Raw genomic sequence first — 24380 nt, 5'->3', positions numbered from 1 at the left:
CGTTTACTTTTTATAAGATTATAAAAATGCCCTCACCTTACTGTGGGGCAAGCTATTGTTATGATAACAATCAAAGAAAATTGCGGTTATCGATCTTGTGTGAAAGTCATTTTGACCCGCTGAGAATGCTTAATGTAGGGAACAAAAATAGCGGCGGCTAATAATGGCCATGCCAATGCCCGGAGAGCAATTTGATCAGGAATGGGGGAGAAGGCGAACGTTTTTAATGCAATTAATACGGTAACGATAAGCCAGATAATAAAGCATTGAGGGAATCTTTTTGACCGGCGGAAAAGCAGTTTTAATACCCATAGAGTGAAACACCACATTACCGTTGTAATGGCAACGGAAAGAAACCACATTAAAGTAAAGTGATTATTTCCGAGGCTCAATGAAGGGTTTTGACTGAGAAAAGTCATAATATATAAAGCGAGCATGACACTAGCACTGAGAAAGGTCATGATCAGATAAGCAGCTGGGGCCAGAATCCAGCCATTAATTCTGTGGTAATCATTAGTTTTATACATAAGCTATTCCCAATAAAGCTATGTGAAAAAGAAATAGTAGGCGATTCTGCCGGATTAGTGAATAGATGGGGTCAGAGATAATTTGCGCAACGGTAATCACTGATGATATTTTTTACTGATGTTGAATTGCAGCATATGAATAATAAGTTTGAGGGCCTGTTATGAGTGACCTGTTAAAGGTTGGGTTAGTGGGTTATGGTTATGCCAGTAAAACCTTCCATGCACCATTAATTGCCGGGGCTGCCGGTGTTAGATTGGTTGCCATTTCCAGTAGTAACGCTGAAAAAGTGAAAACAGACTGGCCAAATATTGCGGTCGTATCCCACCCTGAGGATCTTTTCAATGATCCTGAAATTGATTTGATAGTTATTCCTACGCCTAATGACACTCATTACCCTTTGGCGCAGCAGGCGCTGGCAGCCGGTAAACATGTTGTGGTGGATAAACCCTTTACCATTACAGTTGAGCAGGCCGAATCTTTAAAGCAACAGGCAGAACAGGCGGGATTATTACTTTCTGTATTTCATAACCGCCGTTGGGATTCCGGTTTTCTGACGATAAAATCTCTGATTAAAGAAAATCGATTAGGCAAATTGAGATATTTCGAATCTCATTTTGACCGCTATCGTCCGGTTGTACGTCAAAGATGGCGTGAGGCGGCAGGAGAAGGCAGCGGTATTTGGTATGATTTAGGTCCTCATTTACTTGATCAGGCGGTTCAATTGTTTGGTAAACCGCAATCCATTACGGCTGATTTGGGGATGATCCGTCCACAGACCGAAGCGGTGGATTATTTTCATGTATTGCTGAATTATCCGGATATCAAAGTGGTTCTTCACGCAACAACACTGGCGGCGGCTGAGTCTGCGGTTTATACGCTGCATGGTATGGAAGGCAGCTATGTGAAATATGGCCTTGATCCTCAGGAAGAACGATTGAAAGTCGGGGAAAGGCCGCCACATGCTGATTGGGGATATGATATTCGTGATGGAATTGTGACGTTGTCACGTGAAAATGAATTAGTGACTGAATATATCCCGACGTTGCCCGGTAATTATTCTGCTTATTATGCTGCGATCCGTGATGCAATTACGATAGGCAAACCCAATCCGGTAACGGCAAGTGAAGCCATTCAAATCATGAAATTAATTGAAGCGGGTACTGAGTCTGCAAAACAGCAACGTACAGTGGCAGTTTAATCGTAACTTTTATTGATTAGTCCGGCTTGCCGGGCTAACTATTGGCAAAACAAGGAAAATAACTAATGACTTGGTGGCAAAAGTTAAAAATAGATCCTTTTTTGATGATATTAGTGACGGTAGTTGTTATTGCGACATTCTTGCCTTGTGAGGGAGAAATAAAAGTCTGGTTTCAATGGCTGACGAAGGCTGCTATTGCTTTGCTGTTCTTTATGCATGGGGCTAAATTATCCCGGCAAGCCATTATTGCTGGTATGGGGCATTGGCGGCTGCATTTGGTGGTTTTTCTCAGCACCTTTGTCTTATTCCCGATTATCGGATTAGGGTTGAATCTGCTGGTCCCTGAGATCATGACCTCGACAGTTTATTGGGGATTTCTTTACCTTTGCGCTTTACCGGCCACGGTTCAATCCGCTATTGCTTTTACTTCTGTTGCGGGTGGTAATGTTGCTGCGGCTATTTGCAGTGCTTCGGCATCCAGTATTTTGGGGGTGTTTTTATCACCAATATTAGTCGGGTTGATGATCCATACACAAGGTGAAGGCAGCGCTGATACATTGGAAGCAATAAAATCCATTGTGCTTCAATTAATGGTTCCCTTTATTATCGGGCATCTGTCACGGCCATTGATTGCACGTTGGGTGGAGAGACATAAAAAACTGGTTAATATAACAGACCGGTCATCAATTCTTCTGGTGGTTTATGTGGCTTTTAGTGAGGCGGTGGTAGAAGGTATCTGGCATAAGATTGATGGCTATTCGCTATTAATGATTGGGGTTGTTTGCTGTATTTTGCTGGCAGTTGTGCTGATGATTAATACTTATATCGCTCGCTGGTTAGGTTTTAATAAAGAAGACGAAATTACTATTGTCTTTTGTGGTTCGAAAAAGAGCTTGGCTAATGGTGTGCCGATGGCGAATGTTTTGTTCCCGGCTGCGACTGTTGGTGTGATGTTGTTACCGTTGATGATTTTTCATCAGATTCAATTGATGGTCTGCGCGGTATTAGCGCAACGTTATGCGCGGAGGTCAAGACGGAAATAGATGTGTAAATATATTAATTGCAATTAATATATTTACAACAATGTAATATTGGGCTGTGGAGCTTAAAATTGTAAGTTTCTGTTTAAATTTCTCCATTAATCCAATGAATGCAATGTTACACTTTAGATACTTTTCTTAATTTGAACACATTCATAGCCTTAGGACTGCCCTTCGCATACTCCCGCCATCTTTTGCTCTGCAAAGTGCAAAGCATCTTTTAAGTTACATAAAATATCCGCTGACGAGGAGTATAATTCTCGATTAATCTCATAATACATTAACCGATAAAGATATATTTCAATGCCGCGATGACAACAGCAATGTCAACGGCTAATATCAGTTTTTTCATCCAATCTAAATCTGTTTTTATAGTATTAATATCGGTTTTAATGCTTTCGGTAGCCGCTGTCAGATCTGCTTTGGTGGCGGCACTTGTGTTTTGTAGTTCCGCAATAATTTCAACGATTTTTTCAGATTGCTCATCGTTAAAACCCGATGCTTTGAGTGCTTTAACTGCTGTAAGTGAAGCCATTTTTTCATCCTCTAAAACATAAGACAGTCAATTGATTACTTCTAAAGTAAGAATAAGACTATAAGGATACAAATGCAACACGGTAGTAAATGAGATTCACCATCACCTGATGAAAAGAATGCTGGCAGGGTATTCTGTTTAATATTTTAATATTTTAGTTTTTTAGGGTTTGGGTAAAAAACAGCTATAGAGTATTGCTGAGTTGAATCTAGACAAATCTGTGTTGATATGACGTAGGGTTCTAATATGATTTATGCTAAAAATATGACAAATAAGTTGGTTTAAGTTGTACTTAAATAATTCGATATATTTTTTAAGATTTTGAAATGAATAATGAGAAAAGATTTATCGTTTGTACATTCAGTTTGGCACCTGATTTTATTGAGTGTTAAATTACTCCAAGTAAATAATCCTAATCAGGAATGGAAACCCCATTCCTGAACTGTTTATATATTTAACGGTTTGCTGCTTTCACGCGTAATGCCTGTTTTTCTACATCACTGATAAAAGCGGTTTCCAGCCCATTCATTTGAGCCTGACGGATTTGAACGGTAGATAAACCCGCGGCAGGTGCGGCTACTGCATATTCATGGTGGATCTCAATACCTTCAACTGCGGGATCATCCGTATTGATAGAAGCAAGAATACCTTTTTCCAGGAATTGTTTCAGTGGATGGTCCAGTAAAGAATTAACGGTGCTGGTCTGAAGGTTTGAGGTTAAACAGGATTCAATACCGATACGATTTTCAACCAAATAATCCATCAGAGCCGGATCAGTAATCGCTTTTACACCATGACCAATCCGCGTCGCACCTAATTCACGAATAGCCTGCCAAATACTTTCAGCGCCAGCCGCTTCGCCGGCATGGACGGTTATTTGCCAGCCGGCATCACGGGCTTTGGTAAAATGAGACTGGAAAAGATGTCCGGGGAAACCTAACTCATCACCCGCCAGATCCAGTGCGGTAATATGCTGGTGGTGAGCCAGCAGACCAGCCAGCTCCTGAGTACAGGCTTGTTCACCAAACGTTCTGCTCAGAATACCGATAAGACGAATATCGATATCGTTATTTTGACAGGCAGAATGGATACCATCGATAACTGCTTCAACAATGCCTTCAATCGGCAATTGATGCTTCATTGCCATGTAATAAGGGGAGAAACGTAACTCGGCATAATCCAATCCGGCATTGACAGCATCTTCAACATTCTCGATAGCAACACGACGACAGGCATCCAAATCAGCCAGCACCGCCACTCCCCAATCCAATTTTTGCAAAAAGCTGACGAGATCGGGTTCATTGCCAATAATTTGCACGTGGGGGAGCAGTGATTCCAGGTTATTAGCCGGAAGTTGGATATTATGCTGGCGGGCAAGATCTAAAATGGTCGCTGGCCGGATATTTCCATCAAGATGACGGTGTAAATCTGTCAGCGGGAGCTGTATGTCAATCATATTCCAAGTCCTTTTTTATATAAAAAAGCCAGTCAAATTAGTTGACTGGCAATTTAACAAAACGTTTATGGCTGTTTTATTGCGCAGGTTTCACAGTACCTTCTATTTGTACCTTTTTACTGTTGTGAGTGTCGTTTTCTGGCATTATTTGCTCTGGCGTTGCCCCATCATCAGAAGGGTCAGCTAAATGGTATTCAGACATGAACTGATGTAAGGGCATTTTCTTACCGTTCATTTCGACATTACCGTCTGCATAGTTAAACTTAATGCTGATGGCATCTTTATCAACAGTGGTGATTTTAAACAGTTGGCCGAATTGTTCAAACTGTTCTATCTGTTTTGCCGCATCACCCTCAGCTTTCGCTTTATCCATACCATTCATCATCATTGCCTGGGTTGCGAACTCAGTCATCATGGGTTTTGGTAAGGTGACATTCAAAGACATATCCTGAATTAAAGTGCGGATAGCGTCTTCGGTTTTCATTGCAGACAGATTGCTTTTATCTTTTGGTAAGTTTTTCAAGCTGACTTTGTAACTGATGCTGCTTTCACCTTTGGCATTTTTCCAGGTCAGTGGCTCGATACCAAATTGTGGATTGTTTTTCAGCAGGATAGGAAAGTTAGAAAAAACGGCGTCAATAATGGCCGCGTTTGTAGCATCGGAAGAAAGATCACCAGACGCGAGGGATTTAGCTGTGGCATCATTGTACGCTTGGGTAAATTTACGGACAGATTCACCATCCAAACGATCCGCAGTAATAGCAAATTTCCCTGAACCGAAATCGGTATTTTTCAGTTTGAGGCTATCTAAGCTATAAGTGACTTTCCCTTTCAGGTTAGTTTCGTCTTCACCGATGTTTGAATTTATCTTAACACCGGAAAGAACCATATCTTCATTGCCGATCCCTTTCAGGCTGATTTCCTGAATGTTGATGTTTTGATCACCAACATAGATATCAAATTTGCCTTTTTTGTTGGATAGGTTTACATCAACACCTTTAACAACGAAATTTTCATTGTTTTTATTGATAGTCAGTTGGTCACTCTTTATTGCCAGTGATATCTCTTTCAGATCACGGCTGAGATCTGAAGTCAATTTAGCACCGGAAAAATTGAATTTAGCCCCATTTTGTTCAAAATCGACGGGGATGATATCCACATCGGAAATAACAGAACCGCTATAACTAACACGGGAATCAGCAGCGAACAGGGATTTTCCCTTAGTCATTTCGAATAGTGGTTTTAGTGCTTCGTTATTTTCCAGTTCGGAATGAACGGAAGCCATGCTGGGAATAAGTGTCAATTTCTTCACTTGTGCTAGCGGGAAAGGGCCGTGATCAATCACAGACTTAATTGAAATCTCTTCACCCGGCTTGATTTCTGCGTTTTTAACGCCATCTTTAACCGTCAGGACAAGCTGCACATCAGAACTGAATATCCCGCGATGGAAATCTTTACTCTGTAGTACCAGACCCGTTTCAGGGAATGCTTTTTCCAATTCAGCATTTGCGTGGGAAACTGATTGGCCGATACGTTGTTCGATTTGCTTACCTGTATACCATGAAGCCCCAGTCCAGGCTGCACCTAAGGCAACAATGACACCTACTGCCACTAACGATTTTTTCATAATGAAAATCCATCCTTTCAGTACATATTTCGCAGGTAATATGTACTCTCTTGTATAAAAATGGCCGTTAACACCACTTGGAATTTACGTCGCGTTTAACAGCCTATGAATTAAATTTTAAACCCAGATCCGCATTATTGATTAAAAACCCGGGCGGTAAAACCATTACCGTGAATAATCACAGCTTTTTCTGCCGCAGAGATAAATACTGACTCACCTGGGAAAATGTTTAATTGGTGTTCTCCAGATTGTATAACTGTTTGACCTTCAATACAAAAAACAATCGATGCTGAATCATTTTCAAGAATAATTGGCTGTTCTGATAAAGAATAAACAGAAAATGTGAAATCATTGATAGGAATAGGGAAGTTTTGCACTGTTTTTTGCTGTTTTGGCAGGGTTAATAATGTGTTTATTGGTTTTGATACAAAATCAAGGTTTGCCATTAACTCAGGAATATCCATATGTTTATTGGTCAAACCCGCTCGCAGGACATTATCTGAATTTGCCATAACTTCAAGGGCAACACCTTCCAGATAAGCGTGAGGCGTACGGGCACATAAAAACATCGCCTGGCCGGGTTCAAGTTCAATAACATTGAGTAAAAGTGGGATAAACAGGCCATTGTCGTCAGGATAAAACGCCGTCATTTTTTTAATGGTATCCCACGGTTCGCCAATACGGCTGTTTAATGCTGATTTTAATACACCCAGCGCCAACTGTTTTTGTTTACCTTTCATATGGAGTAATTGGGAAAATAAAAAAGCCAGATTCTGTTCGTCTGGTTTCTGAATGAAAAACTGAATCTTGGGATGCGCGGCGGTAACAACTGCCAATAACTGTGCAATTTCGTTTAATGGACGGAACCCATTCATGGCCCGAAAAGGCGTCAGGGCATAAACCAATTCGGGCTTATGGTTATCATCTTTGTAATTTCTTTCAGGTGAGTTCAGTGGAATACCGGCGGTGTTCTCTTTGGTAAAACCTTCTTCGGCGGATGTTTTATCAGGATGAACCTGAATAGAGAGAGGTTGAGCTGCGCACAATACTTTAAATAAGAACGGTAAACGGTGAAATCTGTCCGAAACCTTTTTCCCCAGATATTTTTCCGGATCACTGGCGATTAATTCATTTAAAGCAACTGGTTTGCCAGTTTCAGGATCTGCCACAATCGAACTGCTTTTAGGATGGGCACCCATCCATAATTCAGCCATTGGCAAATCATCTGGGTTTTCAACACCATAAATATGAGTCAGGGCGGTTTTACTCCCCCATGAATAGTGTTGGATTTGATTTATCATCTTCAACATGGTCGTTGCTCTCTTTTTAAAAAATCAATCTATTTCCTTCAGGCCACAATACAATAAACACGACTTGGTCGGCATAATCAGGAACTAATATGTGGCATGATAATGGAATGCCAATCAGTTTATCTGCAAAGGCTGGTTATGCATATTCGATTATTCTGTGTGTTAAGGAGATAGTAATAATGGCAGCCACTCGCATTGAAAAAGACTCAATGGGGCCTATCGAAGTACCTGCTGACCAATTATGGGGAGCGCAAACTCAACGTTCACTGGAGCATTTCCGCATTTCGCAGGAGAAAATGCCTGTTGCATTGATCCATGCTCTTGCGTTGACCAAACAGGCTGCGGCCAGTGTGAATATGGATTTGGCTCTTCTGCCGAAAGAACGTAGTGACGCAATTATCGCTGCCGCGAAAGAAGTGCTGGAAGGTAAACATCCGACAGAATTTCCTCTTGCTATCTGGCAGACCGGTTCCGGAACACAAAGTAACATGAACATGAACGAAGTGTTGGCGAACCGTGGTAGCGAGATCCTTGGCGGGGTACGGGGCAGTGAACGCCTTATCCATCCTAATGATGATGTGAACAAGAGCCAGAGTTCGAACGACGTTTTCCCAACAGCAATGCATGTTGCCGCCGTTATCGCGCTGCGTGAGCACCTTATCCCTGAGCTGAAAGTATTACAAAAAACATTGGCTGATAAAGCCGAAGCTTATAAGGATATTGTCAAAATTGGCCGTACTCACCTGCAAGACGCGACGCCATTGACCCTGGGTCAGGAAATTTCGGGTTGGGTGGCCATGTTGACGCATAACCTGAAGCACATCGAAGACAGTATTCCACATGTTTGTGAACTGGCATTGGGCGGAACGGCTGTTGGTACTGGTCTGAATACCCATCCTGAATACGCTGTGCGTGTTGCTAAAAAGCTGGCTGAATTGACCAGTCATCCATTTGTTACCGCACCCAATAAATTTGAAGCGCTGGCTACCTGTGATGCTCTGGTTCATTCTCACGGTGCATTGAAAGGTCTAGCTGCATCCATGATGAAAATTGCTAACGATGTTCGTTGGCTGGCTTCTGGTCCTCGCTGTGGTATCGGTGAAATTTCAATTCCTGAAAACGAACCCGGCAGTTCAATCATGCCAGGCAAAGTTAACCCGACTCAGTGTGAAGCGGTCACGATGCTTTGCGCCCAGGTCATGGGTAATGATGTGGCTATCAATATGGGTGGTGCTTCTGGCAACTTTGAACTGAACGTGTTCCGTCCGATGGTTATTGATAACTTCCTGCAGTCTGTTCGCCTGCTGGCTGATGGTATGCGCAGCTTCAATGAACATTGTGCTGTCGGTATCGAGCCTAATCGCGATCGTATTACGCAGTTGCTGAATGAATCGTTGATGCTGGTCACGGCGCTGAATACTCATATCGGTTATGACAAAGCCGCGGAAATTGCGAAGAAAGCGCATAAAGAAGGGCTGACTTTGAAACAATCTGCAATGAAACTGAGTTATCTGACAGAAACTGAGTTTGATGAGTGGGTTCGTCCTGAAGATATGGTTGGCAGCTTGAAATAATGACTGTTTAGCTATTTGAACCGGAGCCTTGTGTTCCGGTTTTTGTTTTCGTATAAGCCGGTATAGGATCACGATACAGCATTGATTCAAGCGTGACATATCCTAACCCTCGAACGGGGCGTTTCATCCACTGAGCTGCTTTATCTTTGTCGCCATCCAACCGTTTTCCAAAGTGGGTTGCTTTGTGTTTTATGTGCACTAAATTTCACGATACAAATGCAGTCTTGAAATAACCAATTCCAATGGTTTAACTTTGGGTTTATAGCGATGCACTATTGCATTGGCATCGTAATCAGGCAGTTCGCCGATCTTTGGTAGGATCCCGCCACAGTTAACATAAAACGCAATTAATGGAAGAGGGCAGGCATATTGCACTTGCTTTTGCTGCTCTGCATACCAAACCCGTGCAATAGGTTGTACTTTCACTGGCCGTTTTATTTTTAAAATCACATCCTCCGGCAATTTTTTTATATCGGTAATTTCTTTGGCAACAAATTCTGCCCATTGTTCCCGGGAATAGGGGGAAACAGCACGCCCTGAGTGATAACTTTTCTCCAAACGCGCCAAAATTTGGTTTTTTGTGACTTTATTAATAATGTTTTTATTCGCCCAACCAAAACGCACTGAATCAGGATTGAGAAGGGGAGTGATTGTTCTGTAGGCGTTTAGTGTAATTAATCCATGTAATTGATGATGAACAAACTCAAACCGCTGCTCTTTATTCACACCTGATTGTACCGTGACGATGTGTTCAAGTTCTGCTTTTAACTGATTAATCTCCTCGATCAGATTTAAAGCAGAGTGGTATTGCTGTTGATCTACAGAAAAACATAATACACCCGGCAAGCGAACAGCCGCTTTGCTGCTAATATTTTGATTATTGTGGTGTATAAATAGCCTCTGATAATGGTTTAAACCCAAATTTAATGCTTCATTACCTGAAATTCCATTAACGGTTATTTCTGTTATTGGCTCATGTTCGCTGCCTTTTTTAACATCAGGCAGAACAAACACACGGGCGGCTAATAAAGAATAGCTATGAAGGAGCTCATACAGTTGTCTCAATTTATTTTCTTGTTTTTGAAAACAACGATTCAAATCTTCAATTGATAAGTATTTATTCATATGAATAACAAAATTAGTTACAACATACCTTTGATTATAGAACAAAAAGTGCAAACTTCAAGCTCATCAGTCAAATTTCCAATCGGCTCCAACCACAACTTGCCAGTAAGTCAATTTACTTTATAAATTTAGTGCTACTCCGCCAAAACTGTATGCTATTTGGCGAAAGTAGCACTAAATAGGGAAGATTGTTACCAAGGCTTAGGCAACAATCTCATGCAACATCATAGTCCTAAAAATTCAATATGCTGAATTAACCCATAACCAGATAAAGATTTACCTGCTTCTTCATGCAATGTTAACAATAGAGGCCCTGCCTCTAAATCAACCTCAGTTGTCCGATATACAACCGGCCCGTAGTTTGAACCTGATTTATAAGGTGTTAAAACTCTTTCGGTAAAGAATTTGATATTTTTATCGAAAATAGTGCTGTTTGATTGTTCTAGCTTCATTTGGACTGCTAAATCAAAATTGAATGAATCTGCCATATAGGCATAATACATTCGTAAACGATACCGTCCTGCCGATTTAACCTGTAAGGTAATTTGAGTCGGGCCACGCTCATACGTTTGCGGTTCTGTTGCTGAAAGATAATTATAGCCACCATCTCTAGATGACCAACCACCATTCAAAAATACATCGCCGAGAAAAATATTATTGTAGTTATGATCGATAAATAAATTATCCGTATCACTTGGATCTAAACAGACACGTGAAGATTTTCGTTGTGCACCAAAAGTTAAATGGGATTGAATATTAGTATAGTCACTTGTCCAATATATTATTGAACGCTTTGCCTGTGTCTCCGGTTCTCTAAAATCATCACTGTTATAGTTATTAATAGCAGCAATTATAATATCGTTAAACATAATATCTGCTTGTTCGGCTATTGCTTTGCTGTATTTTTGAAGATCATCAGTTGAATAACCCCATTCCGATCCATTAACCAAGGTATCTCTTAATGTAAAAAAATATAATAAACAGGAAAGGGCACAAATGCTGGATAAGAGCGTAATACTGTTTTTTTTCGCTGTATTAATGCTGAGAATACACAAACGACGCATATCCGCTATCGCAATCTCATTACGAACTACAATTAATTGTCTTGCTTCATCTGTGGGATTTTTTTGATAAGATGAGATGGCATCTTGTAAACTTTCCGCATCTTTTCTTACGGCTTGATACTCTGCTTCTAACCATTCGCTAGTATATTTAATTAATGTATCTTGAATAATTCCAATGACATCGACTTCTTTAGGTTCTGTCAGTTTTTTGTACGTCAGTTTTAATAAAATACTTAATACACTGGATACAACACCTTGTGGAGACACAGAATCTGACTGATTAAAATTTTTCTTTTTAATCATATCTAACGCTTCTAAAGTCAAATGGTGTAATTTAATGTTATTGTCTTGTACATCTATATTATTTTCCAATGATATTGTCATTTTAGTTACCTTATTTGGTTATAAAATACATTCTTGTTTTTAATTATATTACACGACCGTTTGATGAAATGGAATTTCATTTTTTTAATATTCGGTTGGTAAACAAGGATTATTATTTTAATCTTTTGGGATTTAATTCGGTTATGATTTTTATATTAAACTTTATAAAGATATTAATTATAGAATATTCAATATGGTGCATAGTTAGAATGATTATAATCCCGACTGATAGTATTCCTGATATTTTAGTCAGAGCAGAGCATAAACGTAGGTAAAGAAATTTTAGTCAGAAAAAGAGAAGTCATATTCTAAGGTTTACTCCTGAATATTCTGACAAAAACATAAATTTAATTAATAATTGTGATGGTGTTAATAGTGCAATAACATTCCTTATCCTATGCTTAAAGGCATCACCGCGACTTACCAGCAAGTTAATTCACTGTGTCAATGTTGTTTTTGAGGTCGATATTATGAACAATTTAATAATCAAAGAGGACTCTGGGCATTTACGAACAAGCCCAACACAACAGTTAAAAATTAATGAAGCGTTCAGATTGATGAATGCTCGCGATCATCTTTTACCGATTAAAGTAACCAGGTTCTTTCAGCGGAAAATTGACGAGGAAATTACCGCACTTGGCCATACTGAAGGCCCGCTCCATCGGATGGTTTATCCAATGAAAGAGCGTTTATTGGTGCGCGCACCTGGTGAGGTAGCTGATTTTGTCGATGACCGCGAAAATATGCCTGACGATGCTCTTGGCAACATTATCCAGAAGTATCAGAACCGAATGTTATTTATGCCTACCTCAACATGTGCATCACATTGCCAATATTGTTTTCGCCAAGATGTTCTTTCTGAACAACACGAAACTGGAAAGAAAATTTTTGATAAGGCGATATTGGAATTGGATTCCTATCTCAGCACGCATCCTGATGTAGAGGAGGTGATTTTATCTGGAGGTGACCCGATGACACTTCCTACAGAGTTATTAAAAAGCATCTTTTCTACGATAAAATCCCATAAACAAGTGAGATCAATCCGAATCCACACAAAAACAATCAGCTATTCCCCCCAAGTTTTTAAGAGTGATGAGAAGTTAAAACTTCTAGCATCTACCGGGGTACGTCTTGTATTCCATCTGACACACCCGTATGAACTCTGTGACGTCGTTCGAAAGATGATTAAGCGTATTCAGGAAGCGGGGATACCATGCTATAATCAATTTCCTATACTTCGGCAAATAAATGATCATCCAGAAATCTTGAGAAGGCATCTTGAAACACTAGATCGCCTCGGAATTAGAAACCTCTCTGTTTTCATTCCTGATCCAATTAATTTTTCGGTGCCATTTCGCATAAATTTGGCTCGTTTGATGAACATCATTAACGAATTGAACTGGCGTAGCCCATCTTGGATAAATTCCACGCGATTTGTCATGGATACTAAAGTAGGAAAAGTGCGAAGGGAAGATATAACACACTACGACGCTGATTTGGGGACAGCAATTTTTGAACGTGACGGCAAAACGATCCGTTATCCAGATTTTCCTGCAAATCTGGATATACCGGGTGATATCGAAACGATGCTTTGGAAAGATTATGTTAGCGTTAGTTAATGGTTTTATTCTTTGCTTAGGGCTTGTTGTTTCGATTGGCCCTCAAAACATGGAAATTCTCCGGGTCGGTTTGTTGAACGACCGTGTTGGCTTACTCGCTTCGGTTTTCGTGATTTGCGATGTCATCCTGATTATCACAGGTGCGTTGGGTGTTGGAAGTATCATTGCGTTAAACCGGGGAATTACGGTGGCTTTGACGTTACTCACGGTAATGTTCTTGCTATTCCTGACGTTCCAGGCGGGGCGCCGGGCTATGAATGAGGGAGGGGCGGTTATTTCCCTAGGCGGGCAACAAAATACCCGTCCCTTCAACATGGTAAAGCGTGGGCTTGCTCTCTCGTTCCTGAACCCTTTAGCTCTGCTGGAAACTGTTGTCATCCTGGGATCAACGGCAGCGCCTTACCCTGCCAATCATCGGATTTTGTTCGTGGCTGGCGCGCTTACGGCCTCGGCCATGTGGTTCTACGGTCTGGCCTACAGTTCACGCTGGTTCTCAGCCTGTATATCGAAACCCTGGCAGCGTTGCATTATGGAATGTGTTGTCGCTGTCATCCTATTCATTACGGCTTGTTGGCTGATATTACGCACTTTCGATGGTTGAGTTGACAAAAGTTCAGATTTCTCAAACCAAACTAAATTGAATTTCTTAAGTGATCTACTATTTATTTAAATACAATACTTGTTAGAATTAATGTGATTAAGTGCTAAGTTTATAATCACTTCAACGTAACATGATAGATTGTTACTAGAAAACCACACAAACTATTGGAGTAGATAGCTTGGAATTAGATCAAGTAATTACCGCTCTTAAAAAGTCTGACAACAACTGGACTATAGAGCAAACAGGTGAGTGTCTTGTCATCACTAATGAAGATGGTGTTAAGGCGCACCTGGCAATTTGTGGAAAACAAATTACAGTAGAAGTGTTGATGTTTTCTGAAGAACATGTTTCGGATACTGCTGCCTTAAATAAATTCATTTTAGAAACGCATAAGATGATCCCTCTGACCTCTGTTGGCATTACCAAAATAGAGGGGCAATCTTACTATGCCGCTTTTGGCGCTTTGTCTTCGGAATCAAAAGTGGAGAGTGTTGTTATTGAAGTCTCTATGTTGTTCGCTAACATCAATGAACTTCTGGATGCATATTCTGAGTTTCTGAAATAACAGCAATAGGGTAAATATCAATGAGTAGTGTATGGAAGAAGCTTTTCAAAGCAATTAAAGGTACTGTGAATAATGCGGCAGAAACTGTGGCTGACGGGAACGCATTAACCATTCTTGATCAGGAAATTCGTGAAGCCAAAACAGAAATCCGCCGCGCTGATGACAGCCTGATTAGTATTATCGCTAAACGCAAAATGGCAGAGCAAAAGGTCTCAGCCATCAAAACCAGCATCACTGAATATGAAGGGCACGCTCGCTCCGCTGCTAATAAAGGTGACAATGGGCTTGCGCTGGAATGTGCTCAGAAAGTTGCGAATCTGCGTGGTGAACTGGAAACCGGGCAATCACAGCTAGATGCTTTCAAGGCGGCAGAAACTACCCACCGCCGCACGGTGCAAGAAGCTAAAGAAAAAGTGTCTCAGCTTGAGAATCAGGTTGACCTTGTTAAAGCCACTGAACAAGTACAAAAAGCACAGGCTGCAACCCATAACTCTGTTGTCGGCGCGTCTTCAAAAACATCAACTGCTCTTGATTCCCTTGAGCGCATTAAAGCACGCCAGGCCGAGAAAGCGGCTCAGTTTGAGGCTCAACAAGAGTTGCACGATAGCGCGACTTCAAGCGACTTGGACAAAAAGCTTAAAGAGGCTGGCATTACCTCAAATTCCGCGTCCGCAGAAGATGAACTTGCCCGTATTCTTGGCAAATAATCTCTCAGGTTGTTAAATCAAGATCCTGCTCCTTAAGCAGGATCTTCCTCTGTAAATTCAAAGGATATTTCTATGTTTTCCAAAATCGCCAAGGCGTTTAAGAGAGCATTTAACAGCAAGGAAATCATGCCTATTAGTCCGACGGTACCAGAAGTATTGGGTTTGCGTATTGGCGGTGCACTTGAGATAGACCCGCTGATACTAAAACTGATCGAGTCTGACCTTACCATCGAAAACGCGGCCTCAACTCAGCTTATATGCTCAGTCGGTGTTGTCGATCTTGGTGATAATGTGCGTTTGGTTCGCTATTACACCGATGATGAAGGTTATCTCCAGGTACTCCAAGAAGACGAAAATGATGATGGGGTGAAAGAGGTGAGCCTCTGGTACTTCTACGAAACCAAGCCAATCGACGTCCAAACTCAGTGGGATGCGCTGATCCAACGCGGTATCGTCACACCGAGCGGGCAATATGACCTCGACGGTACCCAGTTTTCCCGGTTGTGGGACAACACGAAGCCCGTCGCTGTAACTGAGAAAACCTACCATCAGAATGGGACCATTACTGAAACTGATCAGTTCATCATGGTTTACACTCGCCAGGTTTCAGATAACAGAACAGAAGAGTTGCTGATTGCTGGCGAAGAAAAGATTGTCGGCAATAACTTGGACAGACTGATGGTAAAAAGCACCGGTATTCAACTTAATCAAACAGATTTTAAAGTGGTGGCATAAATGATTACACTAGCAAATGAAGAGCAGGCTTTAGCTCAATTTATTAACAGCATAACCAACTTTGGCTTGTGCTTTGGTCTGGCGCTTGTTTTCTTCATTGTATTCAAATTCATCTATGTCATGGTGACGCCACAGGATGAATGGAAGTTGATCAAGGAGGAAAAGAACACGGCCGCCGCAGTATCGCTAGGCGGCGCTTTGGTGGGTTATACCATTGCAATTGCCAGTGCAGCCAGCAATTCTGTAGGTATGACTGATTTTATGATGTGGGGTGTTGTTGCACTACTGGCACAAATTGCTGGTTTCTTCATCGTTCGTATATTTATGATGCCAAAAATTGTCTCTCGCATTGAAAACAATGAGATCCCTGCCGCTGTAGTTCTGGCCGCAGTTTCAATCTCTGTTGGCCTTCTAAACGCAGCTTGTATGACTTACTAATGATCCCGAGGTTGTATGACGAACTGTATGATGAACGACAATAAAAAGCGCAGAATGCGCAGCACAGGCATCAACATTGGCAGTAAACGTAAATATTGGCGTACTTTCTCACTCACTTCTCTGGCTCTCGGTATTGGTTCGCTAGTGGGCTGTGGTCAATCGACAGATGAATTGTCAATTAAGGTCTACAAGGATCTGGCAGCTTGTCAAAACGATCCACAGAATACAATTACGGCTGAATGTGAAGCCACGTATAAGGCTGCATTGCGTGAAGCAGATCGTACTTCGCAAAAATTCAGGCAAGCAGCAATGTGCAAACTTGAGTACGGCGAGTGTGAAGAAATGCCGGGTAAGCTTGGTTACCGACCAAAGATGGCTGCCTTCATGATGGCTGATGTAAAGCCTGAGTATTTCAAGGAGTACAACATTTCTGACAAGTACCGCAATGTATTCTACCAACCCATATTCACTTCAACATCAAGCTACAGCGATCTGTACGGTGATCTGTTTTTCGCTGATGGCAAGGTAATTGGCTCTTACTCAAATATGGACAATATCCAGTTCGAGATGAGTCAGCGTTATTTGCATCCATTGGCAACTGTCCGTTTGCCACCTAAGCAAGAAATCGCTTCGGGGACAGCAAATGCCTCTTCGGGTATGAACTCGACACTAGGCACTATAGGGTCTGCTTATATAGCATCTGAACTGCTCAAGAACAGAGATAGTGTGTATAGGGAAAGAGTGTATAGAGAACGCTTAAATCGCGAGAGGGAACAGCAATCTGGAAGCTACTACGGTGGCAGTAGCAGCTATTCAACTGGCTCTAAGGACCACTTTAGCCGGTTCCCTGACCACGATAAACCAATCGTAACCACCAAATCTAAAGGGGGTTTTGGCTCAACATCCTCAGCTAAATCAAGTTGGGGCCGTAGCTGGGGCGGTTAATCAGCTGTTTGTCTAGCCTCTTTGTATCAGATTCTTGCATAAAGCCATCAATGCGAAACGTGCGATAATTTTCTTCAAGATTCAGATAAGCAGTATTGAGAAAAGGTTAAAGAATGCTACAGATCCCAACTACGCCACGCCATGATTGGAAAGCGCGGGCAAAAGAATTTGGTTTTGGTTTCCACACGATTGATGATGAACCGTACTGGACGGAAGACCGTTACTATCAGTTTACTCTCAAACAGATTGAGGAACACATCGAAGATCCGACAGGGGAAATCCACCAACTGGGCCTGCAAGCGGTAGCGCGAGTGGTTAGCAGCGATAAGCTGATGACTAAATTTCAAATTCCAGAGGCAATGTGGCCGTTGGTGCGCCAATCCTGGAAACGCCAAGATCCGAGTCTTTATAGCCGACTCGATTTTGCCTACGACGGTAAAAATCCGGCGAAATTATTAGAATTCAATTCAGATACGCCGACCTCGATCTATGAACTTGGCTTTTTTAGCTGGTTGTGGCTGGAAGACAAAGTTGACCGTGGAGAAGTACCACGCTCTGCGGACCAGTTCAACTTATTACAAGAATTACTTGTGAATCGCTTCTATGAGCTTAAATTGTTCCTGCCATTCAACACACTTCACTTTGCATGTTGTAGGGATACAGAAGAAGACCGAGGCACGGTCGAGTACATGGCTGATTGCGCCAAAGATGCCGGCATTCACACAGAATTTGTCTACGTTGAAGATATTGGCCTGAGTGAATGCGGCAAATTTACGGATAACAATAGTAAAATCATCGACTCTATATTCAAGCTATACCCGTGGGAGTTCATGTTTCGCGAAGAATATGCTCAACACCTGGCAACTGCTGGTGTTAACTGGTTTGAGCCAATGTGGAAGTGCATTACCTCGAACAAATCAATCTTACCGTTGCTTTGGGAGATGTTCCCAGGGCATCCGAACCTGCTTGAAGCTTACTTTGCCGATGACCCAAAAGCTAAACGCCTGACCCATTACGTAACAAAACCAATATTTAGCCGTGAAGGCGCAAACATCAGTATTCACAAAGATGGCAAAATAATTGAGAAAGTCGGTGGGCCTTATGGGGAAGAAGGTTACATCGTGCAACAATATGCCCCGTTGCCAAAGTTTGGTGATAACCACGTTCTTATCGGTAGCTGGCTCATCAATGACAGACCTGCGGGTTTATCAGTGAGGGAAGATGTTGACTTAATCACCAAGAATACATCGTTATGTGTGCCCCATATTATTTTAGGCTAATTGCATCCCTTTATCGCAGTTATTGATACAAATAATCCTATCACCATAAAAGGGGTGTGAAGCCCAATGGAATGCGTTGTTATTGAGAATAACTCGATACTTTAGACACCCACATAGGAGTCCTCATTCAATCCGGTACTGGCTAACCCTGAGGAATTCAGAGCCAGCCTAAAAAGGTAATCGACTGCTCTTTCACATTAAGCGTGGGCTTATTCAGGAAAGTCGAGTACATCGACATCCATCGACTGGTGAATGACGCGTGATACGAAGATGTCGTCATCCTGCAAAATGTAGTAGATAGAATGCTTCTTGAATTCGAAGCGGCGCATTCCTGCGCATACCCAATCACATTCCCTGCCAATCCAGGGCGATGTGGTTAGTAGCTCGAAAGTTCTTTTCAGTTCATCGTGATAACGTTTGGCCTGATTTTGACCAAATTGCTGTATTGTGTAACGGGCAATCTGAAATATGTCTTCATCAGCCAGCTCGGAAAACTTATACATTTAAGTCCCTTGCTGCCCTTACAAAAATGTCATCCATACTGTTTTTGCTGGCCGGGGAATTCAGACCTGCCAGCACCATTTCACGGACATTCTGAATACGCTGCTCGCGAACTTCCATCAGGCGTAAAGCATCACGGATAACCTCGGATGTGTTGCCATAACGACCAGATTGGATCATATCACCAACGAATCCATTGAAGTGTTCACCAAGGGTAACACTGGTTACTCGAGCCATAAATCCTCTTCTTATTTATTGTATTACTGAGTAATACAATGATAGCAAAGCACAAGAATGATTGCCAGCGGATTGGCAAATAGGCTATTTTTGCCCATCCCCCGATAAGGTTCAAAGTTGATGAGGAAAAAAATGGGTACTCAGTTAGCGCTAAGATTTTAATACTCTTTTGCCGTGTTCCCTGAGTTCCCCATCTGGCCCTACATACTTATAGAGAGCCTGTCTGCTAATCCCAAGCTCTTCACATAATTCAGATACGCTACAATCTCTACTCTTCATGGAAGCTTGTGCCAGGCGAACCTGAGATTTTGTGAGTTTAAAAGAACGTCCGCCTTCACGTCCTCTTGCTCTGGCCGCTGCCAGCCCTGCTTTTGTTCGTTCACTGATCAACTCCCGTTCAAATTCGGCCAGCGCGGCAAAAATCCCAAAGACCAATTTGCCACTGGCCGTCGTCGTATCAATTTCTGCACCTTGCCCGGTCAGTACCTTAAAGCCGATTTTTCGATCCGCCAGATCATGGATAGTATTCACCAGGTGTTTTAAGCTTCGGCCAAGCCTATCAAGCTTCCATACCATTAACACATCGCCAGCCCTGAGGGCTTTCAAACAGGCATCCAATCCAGGACATTTGTCTGACTTCCCTGATATTTCATCCTGATAAATGTTTTCTTTATTAACACCGGCAGCAAGTAAAGCATCCAGTTGGAGATCCTGCACCTGACTTCCATCAGATTTGGAGACACGGGCATACCCAATTCGCATGAACGACCTATTTTAATTGTTTAAGTTTTTCAATGGATTTGTTTTCTATCAGGATCTTCATTTGACTGACCGCAACGCGATTCAGCTTTTGGAACCTGTCGTTTGCAGAAAGGTCTTGCTCGATAAGTTCAGCATTGAAGCTTTCTAAATTAGATAACACGACAAGCTGTTCCAGTGTGGCATAGTCCCGTATATTGCCTTTTAGTTCCGGGTTCTCTTTACGCCAGTCGCTGGCTGTCTTGCCAAACAAAGCCAGATTCAATATATCGGCCTCATTAGCGTAAGCAAAGTTTCTTGCTTTTGGGTTAAGCTCCAGGGAGGGAATAATGTTCGTTTTTATTGACTCTGTATGAATATGATAGTTGACCTTGGCCAGAGTGCGCGAAACATTCCATTCCAGATTTTTCTGTTCATTTTCTGCTTGTTTGAGCCGTTGGAATTCTTTTAATAGATAGAGCTTAAACTCCGCGCTGATCCAGGAAGCAAACTCAAAAGCAATATCCCGATGCGCATAAGTTCCGCCATATCTGCCCGCTTTCGAGATGATCCCGATTGCATTGGTGGTTGTGATCCAGCGTTTTGGCGTGAGAGAGAAACTGTTTGCGCCCGCTTCATGTTTAAATCCATCGAATTCGATGGAATTAAAATCGGGATTATGGAGCTGTTCCCACAAACCGATAAACTCAATGGTACTGCGGTTTCTCATCCAGTTTTGCAGAATGTAATCACCACCGGTCGCCATCTTTGTACTTAGCGATGTCAGATAGCGATATATAGTCATCTTGTTTGTCGGAAAAGACAGAGACTTTTATACCCCGAACATCAATTTTTTGCGCCATAAACCTTTCTTCTCGCTTTGGGTGTGTCAGTTAAACGAAGGTTTAAATGACAGCCTTGTTTTAGCCTAAATACGGATGGAAAGATGTAATATAAACTGTATATAAATCTATGTCTATTAAAGGTGGTAAGAAAAAGATAAAGTGACATACTCAATGTGACCCTGCCATATTAAGAATTAAAAAAATGAATACCAATAAAAAGCGCTTGACGATACTGACTCAACCTGAAATTCAGGACTATTTTGGCCTGCCTCGATTTACTTTGGAGGAGCGAGAATACTATTTCACCTTATCCGATACGGAGCATCAGATAATACCGCAAGGTTGGTCTGTTAACTCCAGAGTGAACTTCATTCTTATGCTTGGGTATTTTAAATCCAGGAAAATATTCTTTACCTACACGCTGGAAGATGTCATCACGGATATCTCTTATATTCTGGCGTGCCATTTCCCTGATCATTCTGCCGCCAATACAAAAGTGACCCGGATACAACTGCAAAGACTTATTTGTCAGCATCTGAATTATCAACGCTATGGCAGTGTCATGGCAGAACAATTAGCTGAACTGGCCGCACGGGTTGTTAAAAGGTCAGCTAAGCCTGTGTTTATCTTGCGGGCATTGTTAAGTCACCTCAATAAAAATCAGATCATTACCCCTGCGTACAGTACCTTTCAGGATTTGATTGGACGATGTTTATCGGATGAGAGGAGGCGTATCTGTGAGCAATTAAAATCAGATCTTAATCCTGATATGGAAGAGGCACTCACAAATTTATTATCTGAAGAATCAGGGGGTCTGCACTGGATAACCTAACTAAAAAAGGCACTAAGGGACTTTAGTTATACCGAAATTGTCAGAGAATCCACCTGGGTAAAGCAACTCAGCCCCCTTTATGAATTTGCCTGTCAGTGGTTACCCTCACTTTGCATATCAAATGAAAGCATCCGCTATTACGCAACACTGATTGAATATTATTCAGTTTATAAGCTTCGGCGATTTGACCCTTTGATCGCTTATTTTTATCTTCTTTGCTACACCTACCATCGAACGCATGTCATCAATGACAATCTGGTCGAAGCCTTTATTTGCCACGTCCGCCAGTATGAAGAAGCCGCTAAACTGTTTGCTAAAGATATGGTGTATAAAAGGAAGTCTCAAACGAATGAAGATATCAAGGCCACAGGCAAAATATTGGGCTTTTTCTTGAACCCAGATATCACTGACAATGTCTCTTTTGGTGAGATACGAACCAAAGCATTTAAGTTGTTGAACAGGGAAAAAATGGAGATAGTAACCCTCTTTATCGGGTCATCAGGCTTTGATGAAGAGGAGTTTCATTGGCAACACTTGGATACCTTATCGGCCGCCTTTAAAAAGAATCTGCGTCAAATTATCCGGGTACTGGACTTTAGTAGTCATACCGATGAGTCAGGACTTCTTGAAGCCGCAATCTTTGTCCAGATTTGTCTTAGGGACGGAAAAATTTTGCGGCGAATACCCGCCAAAGATTTCCCTGTTAATTTTTTCACTAAATCCCTTCAAAAATACCTTTACAGCCGGGCAAAATCACCTCAACTCATTCCTGATCGATATGAATTTGCCGTATACAGGATGCTTAAAACAGCTTTTGAATCAGGGGATGTTTTTAACCAGAACACCACTAAATATCGAAGTTTTACAGACGACTTAATTCCCATGAACAGGTGGGAAGCCGACAAAGAAAGTGTCCTGAATGACCTAGATCTGCCCGTATTACAGAGACCAATATCCCAAACTTTGCAAGAGCTTAAAGATGAGCTTGAAGAAAAACTACAACATGTAAATCAAAGGATAATCAGCCGAAAAAATAAGGACGTTAAATTTAACAATTACCGTAAAGGCCGTACCGTTAACTGGACTCTGCCTTATAAAAAGGAAGAAGACGAAGATAATCATCGTTTTTATCATCTTGTGCCAACGATCAGCATCGCTAATTTATTAAGCTATGTGGAGAAAAAAACAGGATTTTTAGCGGGTTTCAATCATGTTTTAGGCAGATATACTAAAGGCAACCAGGATAAAAAGTCACTTATTGCCTGTATTATTGCCCTTGGCACCAATATGAGCCTGGGCAGGATGGGCGAGATTTCTGACATAAGTCATCAGGTGCTACAAATGACATATCAAAACTTCTTCCGACTGGAAACGTTAAAGGAGTCCAATGATATTGTCGCTAATGCGACCGCCAAATTATCTATTTTCCGACACTACGATATTGAGTCGGATGTGATCCACTCCAGCAGTGATGGGCAACGGTTTGAGAGCCAAAGAAATACAGCCAACGCAAGATATGCATCAAAATACTTCGGTCTTAAAAAAGGAATTTCAGCATTAACACTGGTCGGTAATCATGTGCCAATCAATGCAAAAGTAATAGGCACCCACGAGCACGAGAGTTATTTTGTGTTCGACCTCCTTTACAATAATACGACAGAGATAGATCCCGATCGCCACTCTGTAGATACCCACGGCACTAATCAGGTTAACTTTTGGATTTTATACGCGTTTGGCTATCAGTTTGCCCCACGTTATAGAAATTTTCCAACAAAAACAGAGGGTATCATTGGGTTTGAGCCGCCAGGGAAATACAGTGAAGAGTTCCTTATTAAGCCTATTCGTAAAGTGAATGAAGAACGGATTATCGAAGAGTGGCCAAATATTCAACATATAATGGCTTCTCTTGGTCAGAAGGAAACGACGCAATCATCCATTGTTAGGAAATTAAGCTCTTATGCCCGACAAAATAAAACAAAAAAAGCGTTGTGGGAGCTGGATAATATTATAAGAAGCATCTATATGCTCGACTATATTGATAATAAATCCCTGCGCTAATACGTTGCCAAAGCATTAAACCGTGGTGAAGCTTACCACCGATTGAAAAAAGCGATAGCGCATGTCAACGGGGGCAAAATAAATGTAAAAAGTGAAAATGAACAACATATTATCCACGAATGTACCCGACTCATAGCCAATGCAGTTATTTATTTCAACGCAGAACTCTTGTCCAGTTTGCTTGAGAGAGGTGATCCTGACGGTTTATTTGAGATGGGACAGCTGGGTAAAATATCGCCAGTAGCATGGCGACACATTAATTTCTACGGTCGATTTGAGTTTAATGACATAGCGACAACATTTAGCGTTGGTGAGTTCGTCAAGTCGGTTGACCTGACGACATTATTTACAGATTAAAGTCATAAACAGTGGAAGGGCTTGAAAAGTAACTTTGAACCCTATCGGGGGATGGGCAAAAATAGCCGTATGAGCGTTTAA

22 protein-coding genes and 3 pseudogenes are annotated in these 24380 nt (G+C 41.7%); 13 read left to right on the top strand and 12 right to left on the bottom strand.

Features of this window, described 5'->3' with window-relative positions; translation table 11 throughout:
* Positions 1 to 86 precede the first annotated feature (86 nt).
* Positions 87 to 527: a DUF2569 domain-containing protein gene (locus ACGF7G_RS09865; protein ID WP_387465088.1), complete on the bottom strand. Its 441-nt coding sequence runs from the start codon at positions 525 to 527 to the stop codon at positions 87 to 89.
* Between the two features lie 161 nt (positions 528 to 688).
* On the opposite strand from ACGF7G_RS09865, the gene ACGF7G_RS09860 reads away from it, so the two are divergent.
* Both ACGF7G_RS09860 and ACGF7G_RS09855 read left to right on the top strand, forming a co-directional pair.
* A complete protein-coding gene (locus ACGF7G_RS09860; RefSeq protein WP_387465086.1) occupies positions 689 to 1726 on the top strand; it encodes an oxidoreductase in 1038 nt (345 codons plus the stop codon).
* Positions 1727 to 1791: 65 nt separating this feature from the next.
* Entirely contained in the window at positions 1792 to 2769 is a 978-nt protein-coding gene (locus ACGF7G_RS09855) for a bile acid:sodium symporter family protein (RefSeq protein WP_387465084.1), read from the top strand.
* Positions 2770 to 3046: 277 nt separating this feature from the next.
* On the opposite strand, the gene ACGF7G_RS09850 is transcribed toward ACGF7G_RS09855, so the two are convergent.
* The 4 genes from ACGF7G_RS09850 to manA form a co-directional block, all read right to left on the bottom strand.
* A complete protein-coding gene (locus tag ACGF7G_RS09850; protein ID WP_387465082.1) occupies positions 3047 to 3301 on the bottom strand; it encodes a hypothetical protein in 255 nt (84 codons plus the stop codon).
* Between the two features lie 454 nt (positions 3302 to 3755).
* The gene (add, locus tag ACGF7G_RS09845) at positions 3756 to 4757 is read right to left on the bottom strand and encodes an adenosine deaminase (protein WP_387465080.1); all 1002 of its coding nucleotides are present in this window, start codon (positions 4755 to 4757) and stop codon (positions 3756 to 3758) included.
* Positions 4758 to 4833: 76 nt separating this feature from the next.
* Positions 4834 to 6384, bottom strand: a complete 1551-nt coding sequence (locus ACGF7G_RS09840) for a YdgA family protein (protein ID WP_387465078.1) — start codon at positions 6382 to 6384, stop codon at positions 4834 to 4836.
* 134 nt (positions 6385 to 6518) lie between these two features.
* Entirely contained in the window at positions 6519 to 7694 is a 1176-nt protein-coding gene (gene manA, locus ACGF7G_RS09835; RefSeq protein ID WP_387465076.1) for a mannose-6-phosphate isomerase, read from the bottom strand.
* Positions 7695 to 7873: 179 nt separating this feature from the next.
* Between manA and fumC the strand changes: the two genes are divergently transcribed.
* Positions 7874 to 9268, top strand: a complete 1395-nt coding sequence (gene fumC / locus ACGF7G_RS09830) for a class II fumarate hydratase (RefSeq protein WP_387465074.1) — start codon at positions 7874 to 7876, stop codon at positions 9266 to 9268.
* 76 nt (positions 9269 to 9344) lie between these two features.
* Here the strand turns inward: fumC and ACGF7G_RS09825 are convergent.
* The 3 genes and pseudogenes from ACGF7G_RS09825 to ACGF7G_RS09815 form a co-directional block, all read right to left on the bottom strand.
* Positions 9345 to 9425: pseudogene (locus ACGF7G_RS09825) on the bottom strand (toxin-antitoxin system antitoxin component); the annotation flags it as partial.
* Between the two features lie 41 nt (positions 9426 to 9466).
* A complete protein-coding gene (gene tus / locus ACGF7G_RS09820; RefSeq protein WP_387465143.1) occupies positions 9467 to 10393 on the bottom strand; it encodes a DNA replication terminus site-binding protein in 927 nt (308 codons plus the stop codon).
* A 224-nt stretch (positions 10394 to 10617) separates the two neighbouring features.
* Entirely contained in the window at positions 10618 to 11841 is a 1224-nt protein-coding gene (locus ACGF7G_RS09815; protein WP_387465072.1) for an insecticidal delta-endotoxin Cry8Ea1 family protein, read from the bottom strand.
* A 470-nt stretch (positions 11842 to 12311) separates the two neighbouring features.
* Between ACGF7G_RS09815 and ACGF7G_RS09810 the strand changes: the two genes are divergently transcribed.
* The 8 genes from ACGF7G_RS09810 to ACGF7G_RS09775 all read left to right on the top strand — a co-directional run bounded on the left by ACGF7G_RS09810 (position 12312) and on the right by ACGF7G_RS09775 (position 18731).
* On the top strand, positions 12312 to 13460 hold the full coding sequence (locus tag ACGF7G_RS09810; RefSeq protein WP_387465070.1) for a radical SAM protein: 1149 nt from the start codon (positions 12312 to 12314) through the stop codon (positions 13458 to 13460).
* Positions 13444 to 14061 (top strand): LysE/ArgO family amino acid transporter, encoded by a 618-nt coding sequence (locus ACGF7G_RS09805; protein WP_387465068.1) that lies wholly within the window; start codon positions 13444 to 13446, stop codon positions 14059 to 14061. The genes ACGF7G_RS09810 and ACGF7G_RS09805 overlap by 17 nt, the downstream gene beginning before the upstream one ends.
* Positions 14062 to 14239: 178 nt before the next feature.
* Positions 14240 to 14626, top strand: a complete 387-nt coding sequence (locus ACGF7G_RS09800) for a DUF2170 family protein (RefSeq protein WP_133812992.1) — start codon at positions 14240 to 14242, stop codon at positions 14624 to 14626.
* A 20-nt stretch (positions 14627 to 14646) separates the two neighbouring features.
* Entirely contained in the window at positions 14647 to 15333 is a 687-nt protein-coding gene (locus ACGF7G_RS09795; protein WP_387465066.1) for a PspA/IM30 family protein, read from the top strand.
* 72 nt (positions 15334 to 15405) lie between these two features.
* Entirely contained in the window at positions 15406 to 16068 is a 663-nt protein-coding gene (locus tag ACGF7G_RS09790; RefSeq protein ID WP_387465064.1) for a YjfK family protein, read from the top strand.
* The gene (locus tag ACGF7G_RS09785; protein ID WP_133812995.1) at positions 16069 to 16506 is read left to right on the top strand and encodes a DUF350 domain-containing protein; all 438 of its coding nucleotides are present in this window, start codon (positions 16069 to 16071) and stop codon (positions 16504 to 16506) included.
* A gap of 15 nt (positions 16507 to 16521) precedes the next feature.
* Positions 16522 to 17451: a DUF1190 domain-containing protein gene (locus ACGF7G_RS09780; RefSeq protein WP_387465061.1), complete on the top strand. Its 930-nt coding sequence runs from the start codon at positions 16522 to 16524 to the stop codon at positions 17449 to 17451.
* Positions 17452 to 17564: 113 nt separating this feature from the next.
* Complete coding sequence (locus ACGF7G_RS09775) at positions 17565 to 18731, top strand: glutathionylspermidine synthase family protein (protein WP_387465059.1); 1167 nt, start codon at positions 17565 to 17567, stop codon at positions 18729 to 18731.
* A gap of 209 nt (positions 18732 to 18940) precedes the next feature.
* Here ACGF7G_RS09775 and ACGF7G_RS09770 read toward each other — a convergent pair whose 3' ends face one another.
* The 4 genes and pseudogenes from ACGF7G_RS09770 to ACGF7G_RS09755 all read right to left on the bottom strand — a co-directional run bounded on the left by ACGF7G_RS09770 (position 18941) and on the right by ACGF7G_RS09755 (position 21070).
* Positions 18941 to 19234, bottom strand: a complete 294-nt coding sequence (locus tag ACGF7G_RS09770; RefSeq protein WP_387465057.1) for a type II toxin-antitoxin system RelE/ParE family toxin — start codon at positions 19232 to 19234, stop codon at positions 18941 to 18943.
* Positions 19227 to 19469: a type II toxin-antitoxin system ParD family antitoxin gene (locus ACGF7G_RS09765; RefSeq protein WP_133812999.1), complete on the bottom strand. Its 243-nt coding sequence runs from the start codon at positions 19467 to 19469 to the stop codon at positions 19227 to 19229. Before ACGF7G_RS09765 ends, ACGF7G_RS09770 begins: the two co-directional genes overlap by 8 nt.
* Positions 19470 to 19619: 150 nt before the next feature.
* Complete coding sequence (locus ACGF7G_RS09760) at positions 19620 to 20231, bottom strand: recombinase family protein (RefSeq protein ID WP_387465055.1); 612 nt, start codon at positions 20229 to 20231, stop codon at positions 19620 to 19622.
* Between the two features lie 7 nt (positions 20232 to 20238).
* A pseudogene (locus ACGF7G_RS09755) lies at positions 20239 to 21070 on the bottom strand (KilA-N domain-containing protein).
* Between the two features lie 184 nt (positions 21071 to 21254).
* On the opposite strand from ACGF7G_RS09755, the gene ACGF7G_RS09750 reads away from it, so the two are divergent.
* Entirely contained in the window at positions 21255 to 21884 is a 630-nt protein-coding gene (locus ACGF7G_RS09750) for a DUF4158 domain-containing protein (protein ID WP_387465053.1), read from the top strand.
* Between the two features lie 321 nt (positions 21885 to 22205).
* A pseudogene (locus ACGF7G_RS09745) lies at positions 22206 to 24299 on the top strand (Tn3 family transposase).
* Positions 24300 to 24380: the final 81 nt, after the last annotated feature.

This window comes from Photorhabdus sp. RM323S, assembly GCF_042879375.1.
GTDB classification, from domain to species: Bacteria; Pseudomonadota; Gammaproteobacteria; order Enterobacterales; family Enterobacteriaceae; genus Photorhabdus; species Photorhabdus tasmaniensis.
The sequence above is the reverse complement of the archived record's forward strand: the minus strand, read 5'-3'. Positions and strand labels throughout refer to the sequence as shown.

What these genes read in the sequence shown, in the direction of transcription:
- ACGF7G_RS09865 (WP_387465088.1), bottom strand. Translation starts at nt 527, where the DNA reads ATGTATAAAACTAATGATTACCACAGAATTAATGGCTGGATTCTGGCC.
- ACGF7G_RS09860 (WP_387465086.1), top strand. Translation starts at nt 689, where the DNA reads ATGAGTGACCTGTTAAAGGTTGGGTTAGTGGGTTATGGTTATGCCAGT.
- ACGF7G_RS09855 (WP_387465084.1), top strand. Translation starts at nt 1,792, where the DNA reads ATGACTTGGTGGCAAAAGTTAAAAATAGATCCTTTTTTGATGATATTA.
- ACGF7G_RS09850 (WP_387465082.1), bottom strand. Translation starts at nt 3,301, where the DNA reads ATGGCTTCACTTACAGCAGTTAAAGCACTCAAAGCATCGGGTTTTAAC.
- add (WP_387465080.1), bottom strand. Translation starts at nt 4,757, where the DNA reads ATGATTGACATACAGCTCCCGCTGACAGATTTACACCGTCATCTTGAT.
- ACGF7G_RS09840 (WP_387465078.1), bottom strand. Translation starts at nt 6,384, where the DNA reads ATGAAAAAATCGTTAGTGGCAGTAGGTGTCATTGTTGCCTTAGGTGCA.
- manA (WP_387465076.1), bottom strand. Translation starts at nt 7,694, where the DNA reads ATGTTGAAGATGATAAATCAAATCCAACACTATTCATGGGGGAGTAAA.
- fumC (WP_387465074.1), top strand. Translation starts at nt 7,874, where the DNA reads ATGGCAGCCACTCGCATTGAAAAAGACTCAATGGGGCCTATCGAAGTA.
- tus (WP_387465143.1), bottom strand. Translation starts at nt 10,393, where the DNA reads ATGAATAAATACTTATCAATTGAAGATTTGAATCGTTGTTTTCAAAAA.
- ACGF7G_RS09815 (WP_387465072.1), bottom strand. Translation starts at nt 11,841, where the DNA reads ATGACAATATCATTGGAAAATAATATAGATGTACAAGACAATAACATT.
- ACGF7G_RS09810 (WP_387465070.1), top strand. Translation starts at nt 12,312, where the DNA reads ATGAACAATTTAATAATCAAAGAGGACTCTGGGCATTTACGAACAAGC.
- ACGF7G_RS09805 (WP_387465068.1), top strand. Translation starts at nt 13,444, where the DNA reads ATGTTAGCGTTAGTTAATGGTTTTATTCTTTGCTTAGGGCTTGTTGTT.
- ACGF7G_RS09795 (WP_387465066.1), top strand. Translation starts at nt 14,647, where the DNA reads ATGAGTAGTGTATGGAAGAAGCTTTTCAAAGCAATTAAAGGTACTGTG.
- ACGF7G_RS09790 (WP_387465064.1), top strand. Translation starts at nt 15,406, where the DNA reads ATGTTTTCCAAAATCGCCAAGGCGTTTAAGAGAGCATTTAACAGCAAG.
- ACGF7G_RS09785 (WP_133812995.1), top strand. Translation starts at nt 16,069, where the DNA reads ATGATTACACTAGCAAATGAAGAGCAGGCTTTAGCTCAATTTATTAAC.
- ACGF7G_RS09780 (WP_387465061.1), top strand. Translation starts at nt 16,522, where the DNA reads ATGACGAACTGTATGATGAACGACAATAAAAAGCGCAGAATGCGCAGC.
- ACGF7G_RS09775 (WP_387465059.1), top strand. Translation starts at nt 17,565, where the DNA reads ATGCTACAGATCCCAACTACGCCACGCCATGATTGGAAAGCGCGGGCA.
- ACGF7G_RS09770 (WP_387465057.1), bottom strand. Translation starts at nt 19,234, where the DNA reads ATGTATAAGTTTTCCGAGCTGGCTGATGAAGACATATTTCAGATTGCC.
- ACGF7G_RS09765 (WP_133812999.1), bottom strand. Translation starts at nt 19,469, where the DNA reads ATGGCTCGAGTAACCAGTGTTACCCTTGGTGAACACTTCAATGGATTC.
- ACGF7G_RS09760 (WP_387465055.1), bottom strand. Translation starts at nt 20,231, where the DNA reads ATGCGAATTGGGTATGCCCGTGTCTCCAAATCTGATGGAAGTCAGGTG.
- ACGF7G_RS09750 (WP_387465053.1), top strand. Translation starts at nt 21,255, where the DNA reads ATGAATACCAATAAAAAGCGCTTGACGATACTGACTCAACCTGAAATT.